This window comes from Cedecea sp. FDAARGOS_727 (genome assembly GCF_012273235.1).
In the GTDB taxonomy this organism is placed as follows: domain Bacteria; phylum Pseudomonadota; class Gammaproteobacteria; order Enterobacterales; family Enterobacteriaceae; genus Cedecea; species Cedecea davisae.
This window is the reverse complement of sequence record NZ_CP050966.1, coordinates 2,885,014-2,900,044: the sequence shown is the minus strand read 5'-3', so window position 1 is coordinate 2,900,044 and position 15,031 is coordinate 2,885,014. Positions and strand designations below refer to the sequence as shown.

The window sequence follows — 15,031 nt, the reverse complement described above, 5'->3', positions numbered from 1 at the left end:
ATTCTTTTGTCGCTCATGCTTCCCTCAAGATTTAAATTCTGTGAGCCAGCCGTAATTCCGTGATGAAAAACTAAAAATGGCGATATATTCGCCGAAAGCTTTAGCTATTCTTATCATCTGACACCAAATTCAGGACTGCCAGATGATGACACTGCTGACTCCGCCGCCATCTGTGCTTTCCAGTTCGCAGCGCCGCTGCCACCTGCTTTTGATGCTTTACCTTCCGGAGCAGGACGTTACGCCGGAGGCGATTGCCAGCATCAACGGCGTGGACCAGACGCAAACTCTGCAAGATATAGCCGACACGGGCCTCGAGATCCAGAGTTATCACCGTCTCTCTCTGGCTCAGCAGCAGGACGGCAGCTATCGGATTGAAGGCACGGCGCTCGACCGCCGTCTCTGCCTGCTGCACTGGCTGCGCAGGTCGCTGCGTCTTTGCCCGCAGTTTGTGCTGCACCATTTCAGCCCGGCGCTGAAGGCTCAGCTCAAAGAACTCGGGATAATCAAAGCCCTGTATGATGAAACCAACTTACGTGCGCTGGTCAACCTCTGCGCTCGCCGCCTGCAAAGGCAGTACGACAGCCGTGACAGCCAGTTTCTGACGCTGTTCTTGCAGTACTGCCTTTATCAACATCATTCCGGTTATTCCCCGCAACTCTCTGCGCGCCAGCGGGAATGGAGCCAATTGCGCCCGGAGTTTTCCGTGGCCCGTGAAATTGCCCGCCACTGGCAGCGGCGCGTTATGCAGCCCGCAGACCAGGACGAGCAACACTTTCTGGCGCTGCTGTTTCAGCTGTTAAGGATCCCCGACCCGCTCAATGACCAGCATCCCCAGGACGCGCGCCTGCGCGGCGAAATTGGCCTGATGATTGAGCGTTTTCACCGCCTCGCCGGGCTCTCTTTTAGCGACGAACAAGGGCTAAGCGACCAGCTTTATATTCACCTGGCCCAGGCGCTGAACCGCTGCCAGTTTGATATCGGTATCGACCATAGCCTGCCGGAGGAGATAACCCGCCTCTACCCGCGCCTGATGCGCACCTCGCGGGAGGCGCTGGCCGGTTTAGAGCAGCATTATGAGATTCATTTTTCGGATGCGGAAGCCGGTCTGGTCGCGGTGATATTTGGCGCCTGGCTGATGCAGGAAAGCGATATTCAGGAAAAACAGGTACTGCTGCTTACCGGCGACGACAAAGCGCTGGAGCAGCAAATAGAGCAGCAACTGCGTGAGCTAACGTTGCTGCCCCTCAATATTAAACACCTTGCGGTTCAGGAGTTTCAAAGCCGGGGCGCGCCGCGAGAGGTGGTGCTGGTTATCACGCCCTACGCCACCTCTTTGCCGCTGTTCTCGCCGCCGCTTATCCACGCCACGCTGCCGCTGGGAGAGCATCAGCAATTGCGGATAAAACAGCTGCTCGAACCCTAGCTGCTAGGGGCGACTTTCGGCCTCAGGAATAGAGCCGGGAGTGCCACCAGAGCCATTACCCAGAACATCCCGCCCTGCAAATGCTGGTACAGGAAGCCGGAGAAAATCGTCATCACGGCTATTCCACCGCCCATTGCCACCGCAGAATAGACGGCCTGAAGCCGAATCACTTCCCCACCTTTGCGGGCGGAGATATAACGCATCGCCGCAAGGTGGCAAATAGTAAAGCTGCCGCAGTGCAGGATCTGGGCAACAATAAGCCACGGCAGATCGGTGGTTGAGGCCATCAGGCCCCAGCGGATCACTCCGGTGACGGTAGAGAGCAGCAGTAAATCGCGGGCGCTCCAGCGGCGGAACAGCTTATTGCTAAGCGCAAAGATAACGATTTCGGCCACTACGCCAAGCGACCACAGATAGCCGACCACCGAAGCGGAATACCCCGTCCCCTGCCAGTAAATGGCGCTGAAACCGTAATAAGCAGCATGCGCCCCCTGGAGCAGAGAAACGCAGGCCAGAAAACGCCAGGCGCTGATTATCAACCCTTTCCAGGCAGGCCAGCCCGCCGACTCCTGATGCCGGGCTTCGCCCTGGGGCATAATAGAAGGCCGCAGCATCATGCCGATTAACATCGACGCCGCACCGATAGTCAGCAGCACCAGAATCGCCTGATAGCTAAACTCGCTCACCAGCTTCCCGGTAAGAGCCGAGCCAATCACAAACGCCAGCGAACCCCAGAGCCGCACGCGCCCGTAGTCCATGGTGATTTGCCGCTGCCAGGTTCCGGCTAATGCGTCGGTCAGCGGCACCAGCGGCGAAAAGAACAGGTTAAAACCGACCATCGTCAGCAGCAGCCAGAGCGAAGCATGGCCCAGCCAGAAACCGGCGGCAAAGATAAGGGTAACGAGGGCTAACAGGCGGAGAGCAAAAACAAGGCGGGAAGGATCGGTCACGCGGGGGGCTAACAATAAACTACCGAGGAAACGGGCGATTAAACCAGACCCCAGCAGCAGCCCGATGGTTTCGGGGGGGAGCCCTACGCCTTTGAGCCAGACGCTCCAGAAAGGCAAAAACACGCCATAACTAAAGAAATAGGTAAAGTAGCTGAGCGCCAGCCAGCGCGTGGAATGCAAAACCATGATCCCTCCCGTTTTGGAGGCGTTAGTGTCGGGGATAGCCGGCCGGCATGCAAGTAAACATTAACAGAGCAATAACACACATCAAAATAAAGGTTAATCGACCTCAACTACCATTTCCAGACGGGTTGTCTCTGCTCGCCCCAGCCTCACTAAACCCGGCATCCCCGGCAGGTTATGGGCGTTGACCGGATGCGTTTGCGGCTCCAGGCAGATAAACGGTTGGTTCTGCATTCGGAACACCATCAGATAAGGCGTTGGGCATGAAAGGCGCACCCGCATGGCGCCGCTTTCAATCAGCGCATTCCCGTTCCAGCCCGAATAACCCACATTCAGCCATTCATCGGCAGGAACCTCTCCCGAAGAAAAATCCGTTTGCTCCGTTAGCTCCCCTTGCCACTCTAGAGGCAGATGGTGATCGCCTTCCGGCCAATAGCCGCTGGCCAGAAACTGCACCCGGCTCTGCGGTTCAAGCGCGAAGTATGGATGCAGTCCCAGACCGTATACCATGGCTTTATCGCCCAGATGCGTTAGCTCAAGACTTACCCGAAGCTGGTTTTCCACCAGCCTGTAGGTTAAGCGCGCAAGGTAATCAAACCCGCAGGCATGCCGGCTTTCCAGGCTCAGGATCAACTGCTGCGGGTGATGGTTCTCAACCTTCCAGCGCTTTATCCAGCCGTCGCCGTGCAGGAAAAAGCGCTCATCGACGGGGCTTTGGGGCAAAGCTATCTGCTCGCCGCCCAACCGAAATTGATTCCCTTCCACCCGGTTAGCCAGGGGCAACATCGGGAACAGCGCCGGTTCGGCAGGATAGAAAACCGGCTTGTTGTGTTTAAGCGACTCGAAGCTGAAGACTGAAGCCCCCTGAGGGGCAACAGTTAAACTCAGAGAGGCATTTTGCAGTCGCAAAATATCCATCAGCGCAGCGCCTTTGCAGCAGATGCGGGAGCAGAATGAATACACTCGGACGCCAGCTGCTGTTCCAGAGCCTCCAGGCTAACGCCTTTGGTTTCAGGCACGAAGCGGCGCACATAGATAAAGCCTGCGGCACAGATAGCGCCATACAGCAGGAAGCTCCCGGCAGCACCCAGCCCGGCGTTCAGCAGCGGGAAGGTGTAGGTCAGCAGGAAACAGGCCACCCAAAGCGCCAGCGTCCCCAGCGACATCGCCAGACCGCGCACGCGGTTAGGGAAAATTTCCGACAGCAGAACCCAGGTCACCGGAGCAAGCGTCAGCGCATAAGTAGCAATCGCGGCCAGCACCAGAATGAGAACCGGCAGGCCGAGTATGCCCAACCCATAGGCTGCGCCAATCAACGCATAGATAATGGTCAGCCCGGCCGCGCCAAACAGCATCAGCTTGCGGCGGCCGATTTTATCCACCAGCGGCAATGCAGCGATGGTGAACACCAGGTTGATAAGACCCGTAGCCACAATGGATTTTAATGTGCTGTTGATATCGAACCCGGCGGAGGCAAAAATCTCCTGCGCGTAGTTGAAAATGACGTTGATCCCGCACCACTGCTGGAACACCGCCAGCACCATGCCGATGATAATTATCGGACGAACCTTCGGCTCCCACAGCGCCGACCACGACACTTTCTGAGTATCCTGGCTTAGGGTTTTCTGAATATCCTTCAGCGTTTCGTCGGCGTAGCTTTTGCTGCCGATGCGGCTGAGCATCTGGTGAGCCCGTTCGCTCTTCCCGGCGCGAACCAGCCAGCGCGGAGATTCAGGCACAAAGAACATCAGAATCAAAAACGCCGCGGCCGGTACCACGCCGGAGCCAAACATCCAGCGCCAGCCAACCTGCCCGTTCCAGCTGGTGCTAATCTCCTGCAAAGTGGCGTGGCTGGCGACGGGTTCGGCAATCATCAGGTTAACAAGTTGGGCGGCCAGCACCCCGATAACGATAGTCAGCTGGTTGACCGCCACAAAACGCCCACGCTGGGCCGCCGGGCTGATTTCTGCGATGTACATCGGGCTAAGGGCGGAGGCAAGTCCAATCCCCACTCCGCCGACAATGCGCCAGGCTACGAACAGATCGAAATGACTCGCCATCGCTGTTCCCCAGGCCGATAAGGTAAACAATAACGCCGCGATAATAAGCGGAATCTTGCGGCCATATTTGTCGGCACACCAGCCGGAGAGCAGCGCACCAACCACGCAGCCCACCAGCGCGGAACTCATCGCCCAGCCGGAAATGGCCGGGTCAGTAATCGAGAAATAAGCTTCGTAGAAGGGTTTTGCCCCGCCGATAACCACCCAGTCATAGCCGAACAGCAGCCCGCCGCAGGCCGCGACCAGACAGATGGTCCAGACGTAGCCCATGCGTAATTGCGATTGCATACGATCCATGGTCGATCCTCATCTTGCATTTGTAGGGTAAGAGAGCGGGCGCTCATCGTCGCCCGCTGGTTATTTTCACAACATGCCGATGCTCAGGGCCTGACGAAGCAGATGCGCTTTGTCGTGGGCCGGGTTAAGCGCCAGTAACTCATCAATAAGCCGGTTGAACGCGAGGGTATCGCCGAGGCCGAGATGACCAAGCGCCTCGACAAAAAGGCAGTGCTGGAGATGCACCCTGCGTGGGTTACCATCCAGCGCAATCAGGTCAGGCAGCGAGACGGCAAAGAAATCAGGTTCTACCGCATCGTCGCGGTGCTGCCGCGCCCACTCGATAAAGGCGCTGAACTTCTGCTGCGCCGCTTCAGGCTCGCCAAGCTGCTTTTGTGCCATGGCCTGGTAGAAGAGATAATCCACCGGCTGGTCGTTGTAATAGCGCCCGGCCTCAAGCGTAGGGCCGCCCTTCAGAGCCTCGCGATAGCAAGCCTTAGCGGCATCGGCACGCTGCTGCTGTTGGGCGCAGCGGCCAAGCAGATACCAGATATCGTTATCGCTCTGGCCCACCAGGCGGCCTTCCCCGAGGTTTTCCGGGTAGCGCAGCGCCTGCTGGAGCAGCTCTTCAGCAAGGCCCGGCTCGCCTTTTTCGATATGCGCCAGAGCACGCAGCTGCTGGTTAATCAGATACTGCCCGGTCACTTTCCCTTCCCCACCTTCCCACGGGTGGAACTTACGTTCGGCCAGCACGCGAGCTGCCTGCTCATGTTTGCCATGCTGATGCCAGAGGCTAAGCAGTTCGGCGGTGAGATCGTCGCGCTTCAGGGCTACGTCACGCTGCGCTTCAAGCCGGGCAAGACGTTCTGCCGTTGGGCGGGCATTCAGCTTTAACAGGAAGTCGAGTTCAAACAGGAAGCGGGCGTTGTCCGGCTCAAGCTCAACGGCACGCTGGAGCAGGGCTTCGGCACGCCGGGCGTCCTGCTGCTTATTCCAGGCATGGATCGCCAGGACGCGCTGTACCGCAGCAAATTCAGGCATCTCCCGAGCGCAGAACTCCCAGCAAGCCAGCGCTTCAGCGTAGCGGCGTTTGCTGTACCAGAAGCAGCCCAGCAGATATTGAGCAAAGCCGTCCTGCGGCAGACGCATCAGCATCTGCACCTCATCAAGCGTGTTGGGGAAGCGAACCCGCAGGGCAAATTGCTGCTGAGCCTGGGACAGATAGCGAGCCTGCCGCTGAGGGTCGCTTTCCAGCGAGGCCTGCCAAAGCAGCGGCATCGCCTCTTTTGAAGCCAGCACCTCAAGCAGCTCGCGGGCGGCATGCTCTGCGCCAAAGCTCATCAGCCAGCCCGCCAGCACGCTGGCGTTGGTGCCGCGCTGCCCGGTGACCCGCAGCAGTTCCAGTTTGTCTTGCTCCTCGCCGGTGACTGCCCAGCGGGCGTAATGCAGGGCGTAGCTTAAAGGCCAACTTGCGAGCTGCTGCGTTACCCACTCCAGCGCCTGCCCCCGCTCTCCGCTTTGTTGCAGGACCAGCGCCTTCAGCCCCATCGCCAGATTGTTGGAAGCATTGAATTGCAAGCTTTGTGAAACCAGAGTCAGCGCTCGGGCCGTGTCGCCTTTGCGCATCGCCAGCCGGGCCAGAGCATAGAACGCCGCATCCCGGCAATTGCCGCTCCAGCTTGCCTTGTAATAGTCGTCGAATGCGCCGTCATAATCGCCGAGACGCTCTTTTGCCGCCCCGCGCAGCTGGCTGGCATCGCCGTTCTGCGGGTTTTTATTCAGGCGATGGGCTCTCACCAGAGCCGCATCCGCATATTCCTGAGCTTTTTGCCAGTTGCCGCGGTTAAATTCGAGCGTTCCGAGCGCAACGTTGCAGCGGTAGTCGAGCGGGTCAATTTCCAGCGCGCGCAGGTAATAGTCGAAGGCGGAGCGGCTGGCGTGCAGGTACTGCTCCAGATGCTGGCCGATGAAGTACAGTTCGTCGCAATTATCAATCTGCTGCGGCCCGGCCGGAGCCTGCGCGGCCTGAGGCAGAGGCAGCTCTTTTGCAATGTGTTCGCAATAGTCGAGCACCAGCGCGCCGGAAGCATCAATCAGCGAGAGCGTCAGGCGTTGCGGCCAGCTTTCTTCCAGCCGCTGCTGCCAGACTTCCGCCGGAGCCAGAGAAAGAGAGGTCTGCCAGAGTGGGTCATCGCCATCGCTAATTACCAGCGTCATATCGGCCAGCGGGGCAATCGCATATACGCCGAGCGCCAGCGCATCGCCATCCCGCTCCAGCTTGATTGCCGCCTGAGTGTTGGCATTTTGCACAGTGCCCAGCCCGCTATAAGGCAGGAAGTTCTGCACAAATACTTTCTCTTCGTACGGCGCAATCCAGGTGAAGTCCGGCTGGTTGTCGGTGAACACGCCGGTCATCAGCTCAATATAAGGGCCGTTGCTGTCGGTCAGGTTGCGGTCCCAGGCCAGGCCAAAATCACAGTTGCCCCAGGTCCACTGCTTTTTGCCCGGCGAAACGTGGTGATCGGCAATATGCAGCAGCCCGCCCTGCTCGCCGTGGTGGTAAGCGCCAACGAAGTCATAATCAGACTTGTCCGCCATATAAGAAGTCGGCACCGGAATATTTTTGTAGCGCGAGATATCAACCCCGGCGGAATAATCCACTTTGTAGTAGGTGCCGTGGGCAATCGGGAAAGCCGAAACATCGCGTTTGCCGTGGTCGAACACCGCCGTTACGTCAGGCGGGAATACGCTTTGATGCTCGTCGCCGCCCTTCACCGCCGGATTGGCCCACCACAGGAAATGGCGCGGCGTGGCGTTGCCGTTAAACACTTTGCCGGTGATTTCGATCAGCGCTTTTTCCGGGTAGAGCGTAAATCCGGTCATAACCTGCAGGCCGCGCATCGGCTCTACTTCACCCAGCCAGACGGTTTGTGCCCCGCTGTCGTGCTGCTGGAAGGTCACATCCACCGGCATAAACGTGGTCGGGCGGTGATGCTGCGGCCAGTTAAATTCAATCCCGCCTGAGATCCACGGCCCAACCAGACCAACCAGCGCGGGCTTAACGACCTCGTTGTAGTAAACGAAGTCACGCTGCATCACTTTGTCCCAGGCGCGGTGGATGCGCCCGCCCAGCTCCGGCAGCAGCATGACGCGAATAAAATCATTCTCCAGCCATACCGCCTGGTACTCACAAATTTCACGTTTGCCGGTCAGGGTGTCTATCACGCCGTAGGGATAAACCGCGCCGGAAGATCCCTGATACACGCGATTTTCCAGGAACATCGGGTTCGGATCTTCTGCTCCGGTGGTCCAGGTGGGAAGTGAGATCGTTTCCTGCCAGACTTTAACGGCTCCGTACATAGCAACTCTCCAGTAAACAAATAATAGTGAATGGGGTGTTGCCGACAGTTTGAAACAGCCGCTTATGATTTAATCGCTTAATGCTCACGCAATATAGTTAACGAGGTTTAGTGAAATGCAGGAGTCGGGTCTCAACAATCAGCGGGTGCGCCAGCTCAATCGGCAAACCCTGATGAAGCTGGTATGGCGGCACAAGCGGCTGAGTAAATCGCAGTTTGCCCAGCATACCGGGCTGTCTATTCCGGCAGTCAGCAATATTCTTGAGGAGCTGGTGGATGAGGGCAAACTCAGCCACTCCAGCGAAAACCTCAGCAGCCGCGGGCTAAATAGCGGCAGCTATCAGATACCGCCGGACGGCGACTACATTCTCTGCATGAACGTGACGCCCACCAGCATTGAAAGCCAGCTATGCAGCGCGCAGCTCACGCCGCAGGGCGATTTTGAACGACGGTCGATTGTCGCCCCCACGCCGCAGGCCCTGCTCTCGGCGATAGAAGCCATCTGGCACCAGCAGCGCAAAAGCTGGCCGCAGAAGAAAATCAATCTGGCGCTCGGCATTCACGGCCAGGTCGACCCGGTTACCGGCGTGTCGCAGACCATGCCTCAGGCCCCGTGGCGCGAGGCGGTTGAGATTAAATATCTGCTGGAAGAGAAGCTGGAGGTCGATGTGCTGCTGGATAACGACTGCGTAATGCTGGCCCTGGCGGAGAAGTGGCAAAACGCCGGGAACCGCGAGGATTTTTGCGTACTCAACGTCGATTATGGCATCGGCTCTTCGTTCGTCATCAACGGGCAAATTTATCGCGGCAATCTCTACGGCAGCGGGCAAATTGGCCACACCATCGTGAACCCAGACGGCATGGCCTGCGACTGCGGCCGCTACGGCTGCCTGGAAACCGTTGCCTCATTAAGTGCGCTAAAAAAGCAGGCCCGTATCTGGCTAAAAACGCACCCGGAGGCGCAGCGTCATGACCCGGAAAAACTCACCTCGCGCCAGCTTGTGCAGGCGCTACATGCGGGTGATGAAAGGGTCGCTCGCTGGGTTGAAGACTCGGCCAATGCCATTGGGCTTAGCCTGTATAACTTCCTTAATATCCTCAACATCAACCAAATCTGGTTCTATGGCCGCAGTTGCGAATTTGGCGATAACTGGCTGAACGCCATTAAACAGCGCATCGGCTTTAATCCCTTCGACCATGGCGATGCGTTAAAAAGCAATGCCACGCAAATAAATTTCGGCCAGCTCACGCGCGCCCAGCAGGTCATGGGGATTGGCTATTTATATGTGGAAGAAGAGCTGAAAGAGTAAGAAGCAGAATAAAAAACATTCGCTAACAAAAACGAAGCGGCAGCCCGCCCGGCGGCAATGGCAGGCTCAGGTTTTGTGTATTAACTTTAACCTGAGTCCCCCATCAAACGAGCCCGCTATGAACACACTACGCTATTTTGAGTTCGGTCAGTCACGTTCTTTGGTTTTGCTCATTGCCCGTATTGCGCTGGTGCTGCTGTTTATTATTTTCGGCTTTCCCAAAATCAGCGGCTTTAGCGGCACCGTTGAGTATATGGCCCATCTTGGTGCGCCGCTGCCGATGCTGTCCGCGATTATTGCGGTGCTGATGGAAGTGGTGGCTGCGCTGTTAGTTGTGCTTGGCTTCTTTACCCGCCCGCTGGCCATTTTGTTTGTGTTTTATACCCTCGGCACCGCGGTTATCGGCCACCATTTCTGGAATTTGACCGGCGATGCCGTGCTGCCGAACATGATTAACTTCTACAAAAACGTCAGTATTGCCGCAGGGTTCCTGCTGCTGGCGGTGGTCGGCCCGGGCGCTATCTCACTCGATAAACGCTAAACATTTCCCTGCTAAAAAGGCCGCAGTTCAGATGTGCGGCTTTTTTATTACTCCCCCCTCTTTCAGCAATAACCCCTGACTCGCTTCAGCTCACAATTTCATAACATTTTTTCGGCGCATTCCCACCCAGACTCACCTCCAAAAGCTTCGCTTAACGCAAATTGTTTATTAATTGTTATTTATTTGTATGTAAAAACAACAAAAATTAACACTACCATTCCTGATAAAGTTAAAAAAACATCATATATTTAACACAAAATTAACTAAATTAGATCTAAAAACAAACAATAATGGGCGTAAATCACAATTAAAAAAACTGCGATTCATTCCCTCTTCCCTTCGTTGCTAGTCTGCTGTGCGTGACATGCCTCAGTCCCTAATAAAAAAGGTACACCTATGAAATTCAAACTCGCCTTACTCAGTGCAACCCTGATTTCTGCATGCATGTTGTCCGGAACGGCCGCCGCGGCGGAAAAATATGAAATCGCGGTGGTGGCGAAAGTCACCGGCATTCCGTGGTTCAACCGCATGGAAACCGGCGTCAATGAAGCCGCTAAAAAACTGAACGTTAACGCCTACCAGACCGGCGCTGCAACGCCGGATCCTGCCCAGCAGGTTAAGGTGATTGAGGATCTGATCGCCAAAAAAGTGAACGCCATTATCGTGGTGCCTAACGACGCTAAAGTGCTGGAGCCCGTGCTGAAGAAAGCCCGCGACCAGGGCATCGTGGTGCTAACCCACGAATCGCCTGACCAGCAAATTGGCCAGTGGGATATCGAAACCATCGACAGCGAAAAATACGCTCAGGCCAATATGGACGAGCTGGCAAAAGATATGGGCGGGAAAGGCGGCTATGCCATTTACGTCGGCTCGCTGACCGTGCCGCTGCACAACGCCTGGGCAGACTCCGCCATCAAGTACCAGAAAGAGAAATACCCGGACATGTTCGAGGTGACCTCGCGCCTGCCGGTGGCGGAAAGCATTGATAAATCCTACTCCACGACGCTTGATCTGATGAAAACCTATCCGCAGATGAAAGGCGTGATCGGCTTTGGTTCACTCGGCCCGATCGGCGCAGGGCAGGCGGTACAGAAAAAACGTGCGAAGGATAAGCTGGCGGTTGTCGGTATCGCAATGCCGGGCCAGGCAGCGCCTTACCTGATGCGCGGTGACATCAAGAAAGCGCTGCTCTGGGATCCTAAAGATGCCGGTTACGCTCTGGTAACGGTGGCAGACCAGCTGTTACAGGGTAAAGCCGTGACTAAAGATCTGACCATTGACGGTTTGGGCAAGGCAGATGTCGACATGGATAAGAAAGTGATCCGTTTTAATAAGATCCTCGAAGTCACCAAAGATAACGCTCAGTCTCTCGGTTTCTAAGGCACTTAAGCCAACACCACGGAATCGGAACGCCGGTCATTCGGCCGGCTTTCTCGTAAAGATTATTTTCTGGTGCCCATTCCGGGCGCCGGCAGGGGTATGACCCATGACCGACACTTCCGCATTTATCACTCTTGAGAATATCAGCAAGCAATTCCCGGGCGTGCGGGCGCTGGATAACGTCAATCTGACGCTCAAAAAAGGCGAAGTCCACTGTCTGGCCGGGCAAAACGGCTGCGGTAAGAGCACGATTATTAAAGTGATTTCCGGCGTTTACCACCCGGAAAAAGGGGCGCAAATTTCCCTCGACGGCAAGCTGTTTCATCACCTGACGCCGACGCTGTCGGCACATTACGGCATCCAGGTTATTTACCAGGATCTTTCGCTATTCCCGAACTTCAGCGTGGCCGAGAACATTACCATTCACCGCTACCAGCCGGGCGGCAGCCTGTGGGTAAACCGCAGCGCGATGAGAGAGCAGGCCATGGCGGCCATGCAGCGTATCGGCGTGGCGCTCGATCCCGACAAAAAGGTCGAAAAGCTCTCAATAGCCGACCGCCAGCTGGTTGCCATTTGCCGAGCCATTGCCGCCGACGCCAGGCTGGTGATTATGGATGAACCTACCGCCTCGCTGACACGTCAGGAGGTGAATGGCCTGCTGCGCGTGGTTAATGAACTCAAAGCCGACGGCATCTGCGTGGTATTTGTGAGCCACCGCCTGGACGAAGTAATGGAAGTTGCCGACCGAATCAGCGTGATGCGCGACGGCAAGCTGGTCGGCACCTGGCAGGCCAGCGAGCTGGACAGCAACGAGCTGGCTTACCTGATGACCGGCCAGCGCTTCCACTACAGCCCGCTGCCGGAAAAACCACCGCTCGACAGGCAACCCATGCTGGAGCTGCGCGGTTTAAGCCGTAAGGGGAAATACCACAACGTAAACCTGGCGCTGCGCGGCGGCGAAATTGTCTCGATAGTCGGCCTGCTTGGTTCCGGCCGTACCGAGCTATGCATGAGCCTGTTCGGTATGACCCAGCCGCAAAGTGGAGAGATGCTGATCGATGGCAAACCGGTGAAGCTGCGCAGTAACCATGATGCGATCAAACAGGGTATTGGCTATGTCTCGGAAGATCGCCTGACCCAGGGGCTTATTATGGAGCAGTCGATCTACGACAACACTATCGTCACCGTTTTCGACCAGCTCCATACCCGCAGCGGCCTGCTGGATCATGCCAAAGCGCGCGGGTTGGTCGCCACGCTGATCCGCGAACTCAACATCAAAGTGTCCGATCCCGATTTACCGGTAAAAACCCTTTCAGGCGGTAACGCCCAAAGGATCGCCATTGCTAAATGGGTAGCCACTCGCCCGCAGATATTAATTCTCGACTCGCCAACGGTTGGGGTCGACATCGCCAACAAAGAGGGCATTTACCAGATTGCCCGTGACCTCGCAGAACAGGGGATGGCGGTATTAATGATTTGCGATGAGATCCCGGAAGCTTACTACAACAGCCACCGCGTGCTGGTGATGCGCCGGGGCGAGCTGGTAGCGGAGTTTAATCCTCACCGCTGTAGCGAACAGGAAATTGCTGAGGTAGTCAATGAATAGCCCTCGTCTCTCCCGCCTGGCCGGGCAACATGAATTCTGGTTGGGGCTTCTGGTCGTCGCCCTGGCCGTGGGTCTTAGCATCAGTACCGACGAATTTTTATCGCTGGGTAACATAACGGACGTTGCCACAAGCTACGCCATTCTCGGCATTCTGGCCTGCGGCCTGTTTGTGGTGCTTATCTCCGGGGGGATTGATATTTCCTTCCCGGCGATGACCGCAATCGCGCAGTACGTGATGGCGAGTTGGGTTATCGCCCACGGCGGTAACTTTGCGCTGGCGCTGGTCCTCTCGATTGCCGTCGGGCTACTGCTCGGGCTTATCAACGGCTTCCTGGTTTACTGGCTCCGTGTGCCGGCGATTATTATTACCATCGCCACGCTGAACCTCTATTACGGCCTGCTGGTTTATCTCACGAAAGGGACGTGGCTGTACGGCTTCCCCGACTGGTTTATGAACGGCATCAACTGGTTCTCTTTCACCGCCAAAGACGGCTATCAGTACGGACTTACTCTGCCGCTCTTGTGCCTCGCAGCGGTGATTATCTTTACCGCCGTATTGATGAACTACACGCGCCTTGGCCGCCAGATTTATGCCATGGGCGGTAACCGCGAGGCAGCTTCTCGCCTGGGGATGAACCTGCTGAAACTGCATTTTTATGTCTACGGATATATGGGCATTCTCGCCGGGGTTGCCGCGGTGGTTCAGGCGCAGATTACCCAGTCCGTTGCGCCTAATTCGCTGCTCGGTTTTGAGCTGACCGTACTGGCGGCGGTCGTGCTGGGCGGAACCAGCATGACGGGCGGGCGCGGTACGCTAACCGGCACGCTGCTGGGCGTTATCCTGCTGGCCTTCCTGCAAAACGGCCTGACGCTGCTTAGCGTCTCTTCATACTGGCATGCCGTATTCAGCGGCGTAATTATCCTGGTCAGCATCAGCGCAACGGCCTGGAATGAAAAACGCAAACTCGCAAGGGAGCTTTAAGATGAAGACCTTCGCCAGATTTTTACCCGGTGACGCCATCATCCGGCTGCAGTGCGCAATCATTATTGCGGTGGCCCTGGCCTTCTCCCTGCTGCTTGGCGGGCGCTTCTTTAGCCTCGCTAACTTCCAGTCCATCGGCTCACAATTGCCGATCCTCGGGATGCTGGCGCTGGGCATGGGAATGACGATGCTCACCGGCGGCATTAACCTGTCGATTATCGCCGGGGCTAACGCCTGCTCGCTGGCAATGGCGGCGGTTATCGTCAGCCATCCTGATAATCCTCTGTTTTTTGCTCTGGCAATGCTGGCCGGTATAGCGGTCGCCGTGGCTATCGGCACGCTGAACGGGGCGCTGATTGCGTGGGTTGGCGTCTCGCCTATCCTCGCCACGCTGGGGACCATGACGCTGATTTCCGGCCTCAATATTTTGCTCTCTAACGGGACGGTGATTTCCGGCTTCCCGGCGGCGATTCAGTATCTTGGCAATGCCTCAATTCTTGGTATTCCCGTCGCCCTGCTGCTGTTCCTGCTGGTTGCGGTTCTGCTTTGGGTGCTGCTTGAGCACACCACGCTCGGCCGCAGCCTCTATCTTGTCGGCTCAAACGAACAGGCTACGCGCTTTAGCGGCGTGAACACCGTGCGGGTGCAGATTTCTGTGTACATCATTTCCGCGCTACTCGGCTGGGTGGCCGCCATTTTAATGATGGCAAAATTCAACTCGGCTAAGGCCGGATACGGCGAATCTTACCTGCTGGTGACCATCCTTGCTTCGGTGCTGGGCGGCATCAATCCGGACGGCGGTTTTGGCCGCATCATCGGCCTGGTGCTGGCGCTGATTGTGCTGCAAATGCTGGAAAGCGGCTTTAACTTGCTGGGGATCAGCAGCTATCTGACCATGGCGCTCTGGGGCGCGGTGCTGATCCTCTTTATCGCATTACAGAATCGTAAAGCCTGAATTCAG

Annotated in this window: 11 protein-coding genes; 7 read left to right on the top strand and 4 right to left on the bottom strand. The window is 56.7% G+C overall.

What is annotated here, in order from left to right; genetic code table 11:
• Positions 1-142: 142 nt before the first annotated feature.
• Positions 143-1,423 carry a stationary phase inducible protein CsiE gene (gene csiE / locus FOC35_RS13790; protein WP_172569186.1) on the top strand — a complete coding sequence of 427 codons (1,281 nt, stop codon included), beginning with the start codon at positions 143-145 and terminating at the stop codon, positions 1,421-1,423.
• Here the strand turns inward: csiE and FOC35_RS13785 are convergent.
• From FOC35_RS13785 to FOC35_RS13770, 4 genes are all read right to left on the bottom strand, one after another.
• Positions 1,420-2,559, bottom strand: coding sequence for a 3-phenylpropionate MFS transporter (locus FOC35_RS13785; RefSeq protein ID WP_172569185.1), 1,140 nt, complete (start codon positions 2,557-2,559; stop codon positions 1,420-1,422). The two genes, csiE and FOC35_RS13785, sit on opposite strands and share 4 nt — an antisense overlap.
• A 93-nt stretch (positions 2,560-2,652) precedes the next feature.
• Positions 2,653-3,474 carry an aldose 1-epimerase gene (locus tag FOC35_RS13780; protein ID WP_172569184.1) on the bottom strand — a complete coding sequence of 274 codons (822 nt, stop codon included), beginning with the start codon at positions 3,472-3,474 and terminating at the stop codon, positions 2,653-2,655.
• Entirely contained in the window at positions 3,474-4,913 is a 1,440-nt protein-coding gene (locus FOC35_RS13775; RefSeq protein ID WP_172569183.1) for a sugar porter family MFS transporter, read from the bottom strand. Before FOC35_RS13775 ends, FOC35_RS13780 begins: the two co-directional genes overlap by 1 nt.
• A gap of 66 nt (positions 4,914-4,979) precedes the next feature.
• Positions 4,980-8,252: a DUF5107 domain-containing protein gene (locus FOC35_RS13770; protein ID WP_172569182.1), complete on the bottom strand. Its 3,273-nt coding sequence runs from the start codon at positions 8,250-8,252 to the stop codon at positions 4,980-4,982.
• A gap of 115 nt (positions 8,253-8,367) precedes the next feature.
• Here FOC35_RS13770 and FOC35_RS13765 point away from each other — a divergent pair, with 115 nt between their 5' ends.
• From FOC35_RS13765 to FOC35_RS13740, 6 genes are all read left to right on the top strand, one after another.
• Positions 8,368-9,561 carry an ROK family protein gene (locus FOC35_RS13765; RefSeq protein WP_172569181.1) on the top strand — a complete coding sequence of 398 codons (1,194 nt, stop codon included), beginning with the start codon at positions 8,368-8,370 and terminating at the stop codon, positions 9,559-9,561.
• A gap of 118 nt (positions 9,562-9,679) precedes the next feature.
• On the top strand, positions 9,680-10,102 hold the full coding sequence (locus FOC35_RS13760; protein WP_039898637.1) for a DoxX family protein: 423 nt from the start codon (positions 9,680-9,682) through the stop codon (positions 10,100-10,102).
• Positions 10,103-10,498: 396 nt separating this feature from the next.
• The gene (locus FOC35_RS13755) at positions 10,499-11,482 is read left to right on the top strand and encodes an autoinducer 2 ABC transporter substrate-binding protein (RefSeq protein ID WP_016537774.1); all 984 of its coding nucleotides are present in this window, start codon (positions 10,499-10,501) and stop codon (positions 11,480-11,482) included.
• Positions 11,483-11,588: 106 nt separating this feature from the next.
• Positions 11,589-13,088: a sugar ABC transporter ATP-binding protein gene (locus tag FOC35_RS13750; protein WP_172569180.1), complete on the top strand. Its 1,500-nt coding sequence runs from the start codon at positions 11,589-11,591 to the stop codon at positions 13,086-13,088.
• Positions 13,081-14,070, top strand: a complete 990-nt coding sequence (locus FOC35_RS13745; RefSeq protein WP_172569179.1) for an ABC transporter permease — start codon at positions 13,081-13,083, stop codon at positions 14,068-14,070. Before FOC35_RS13750 ends, FOC35_RS13745 begins: the two co-directional genes overlap by 8 nt.
• 1 nt (position 14,071) lies before the next feature.
• A complete protein-coding gene (locus FOC35_RS13740) occupies positions 14,072-15,025 on the top strand; it encodes an ABC transporter permease (protein WP_039898644.1) in 954 nt (317 codons plus the stop codon).
• The last annotated feature ends 6 nt before the right edge of the window (positions 15,026-15,031 follow it).

Excerpts from the sequence above, each read along its gene's own strand:
- csiE (WP_172569186.1), top strand. The coding sequence starts at position 143 with ATGATGACACTGCTGACTCCGCCGCCATCTGTGCTTTCCAGTTCGCAG.
- FOC35_RS13785 (WP_172569185.1), bottom strand. The coding sequence starts at position 2,559 with ATGGTTTTGCATTCCACGCGCTGGCTGGCGCTCAGCTACTTTACCTAT.
- FOC35_RS13750 (WP_172569180.1), top strand. The coding sequence starts at position 11,589 with ATGACCGACACTTCCGCATTTATCACTCTTGAGAATATCAGCAAGCAA.
- FOC35_RS13755 (WP_016537774.1), top strand. The coding sequence starts at position 10,499 with ATGAAATTCAAACTCGCCTTACTCAGTGCAACCCTGATTTCTGCATGC.
- FOC35_RS13780 (WP_172569184.1), bottom strand. The coding sequence starts at position 3,474 with ATGGATATTTTGCGACTGCAAAATGCCTCTCTGAGTTTAACTGTTGCC.
- FOC35_RS13770 (WP_172569182.1), bottom strand. The coding sequence starts at position 8,252 with ATGTACGGAGCCGTTAAAGTCTGGCAGGAAACGATCTCACTTCCCACC.
- FOC35_RS13765 (WP_172569181.1), top strand. The coding sequence starts at position 8,368 with ATGCAGGAGTCGGGTCTCAACAATCAGCGGGTGCGCCAGCTCAATCGG.
- FOC35_RS13740 (WP_039898644.1), top strand. The coding sequence starts at position 14,072 with ATGAAGACCTTCGCCAGATTTTTACCCGGTGACGCCATCATCCGGCTG.
- FOC35_RS13745 (WP_172569179.1), top strand. The coding sequence starts at position 13,081 with ATGAATAGCCCTCGTCTCTCCCGCCTGGCCGGGCAACATGAATTCTGG.
- FOC35_RS13760 (WP_039898637.1), top strand. The coding sequence starts at position 9,680 with ATGAACACACTACGCTATTTTGAGTTCGGTCAGTCACGTTCTTTGGTT.
- FOC35_RS13775 (WP_172569183.1), bottom strand. The coding sequence starts at position 4,913 with ATGGATCGTATGCAATCGCAATTACGCATGGGCTACGTCTGGACCATC.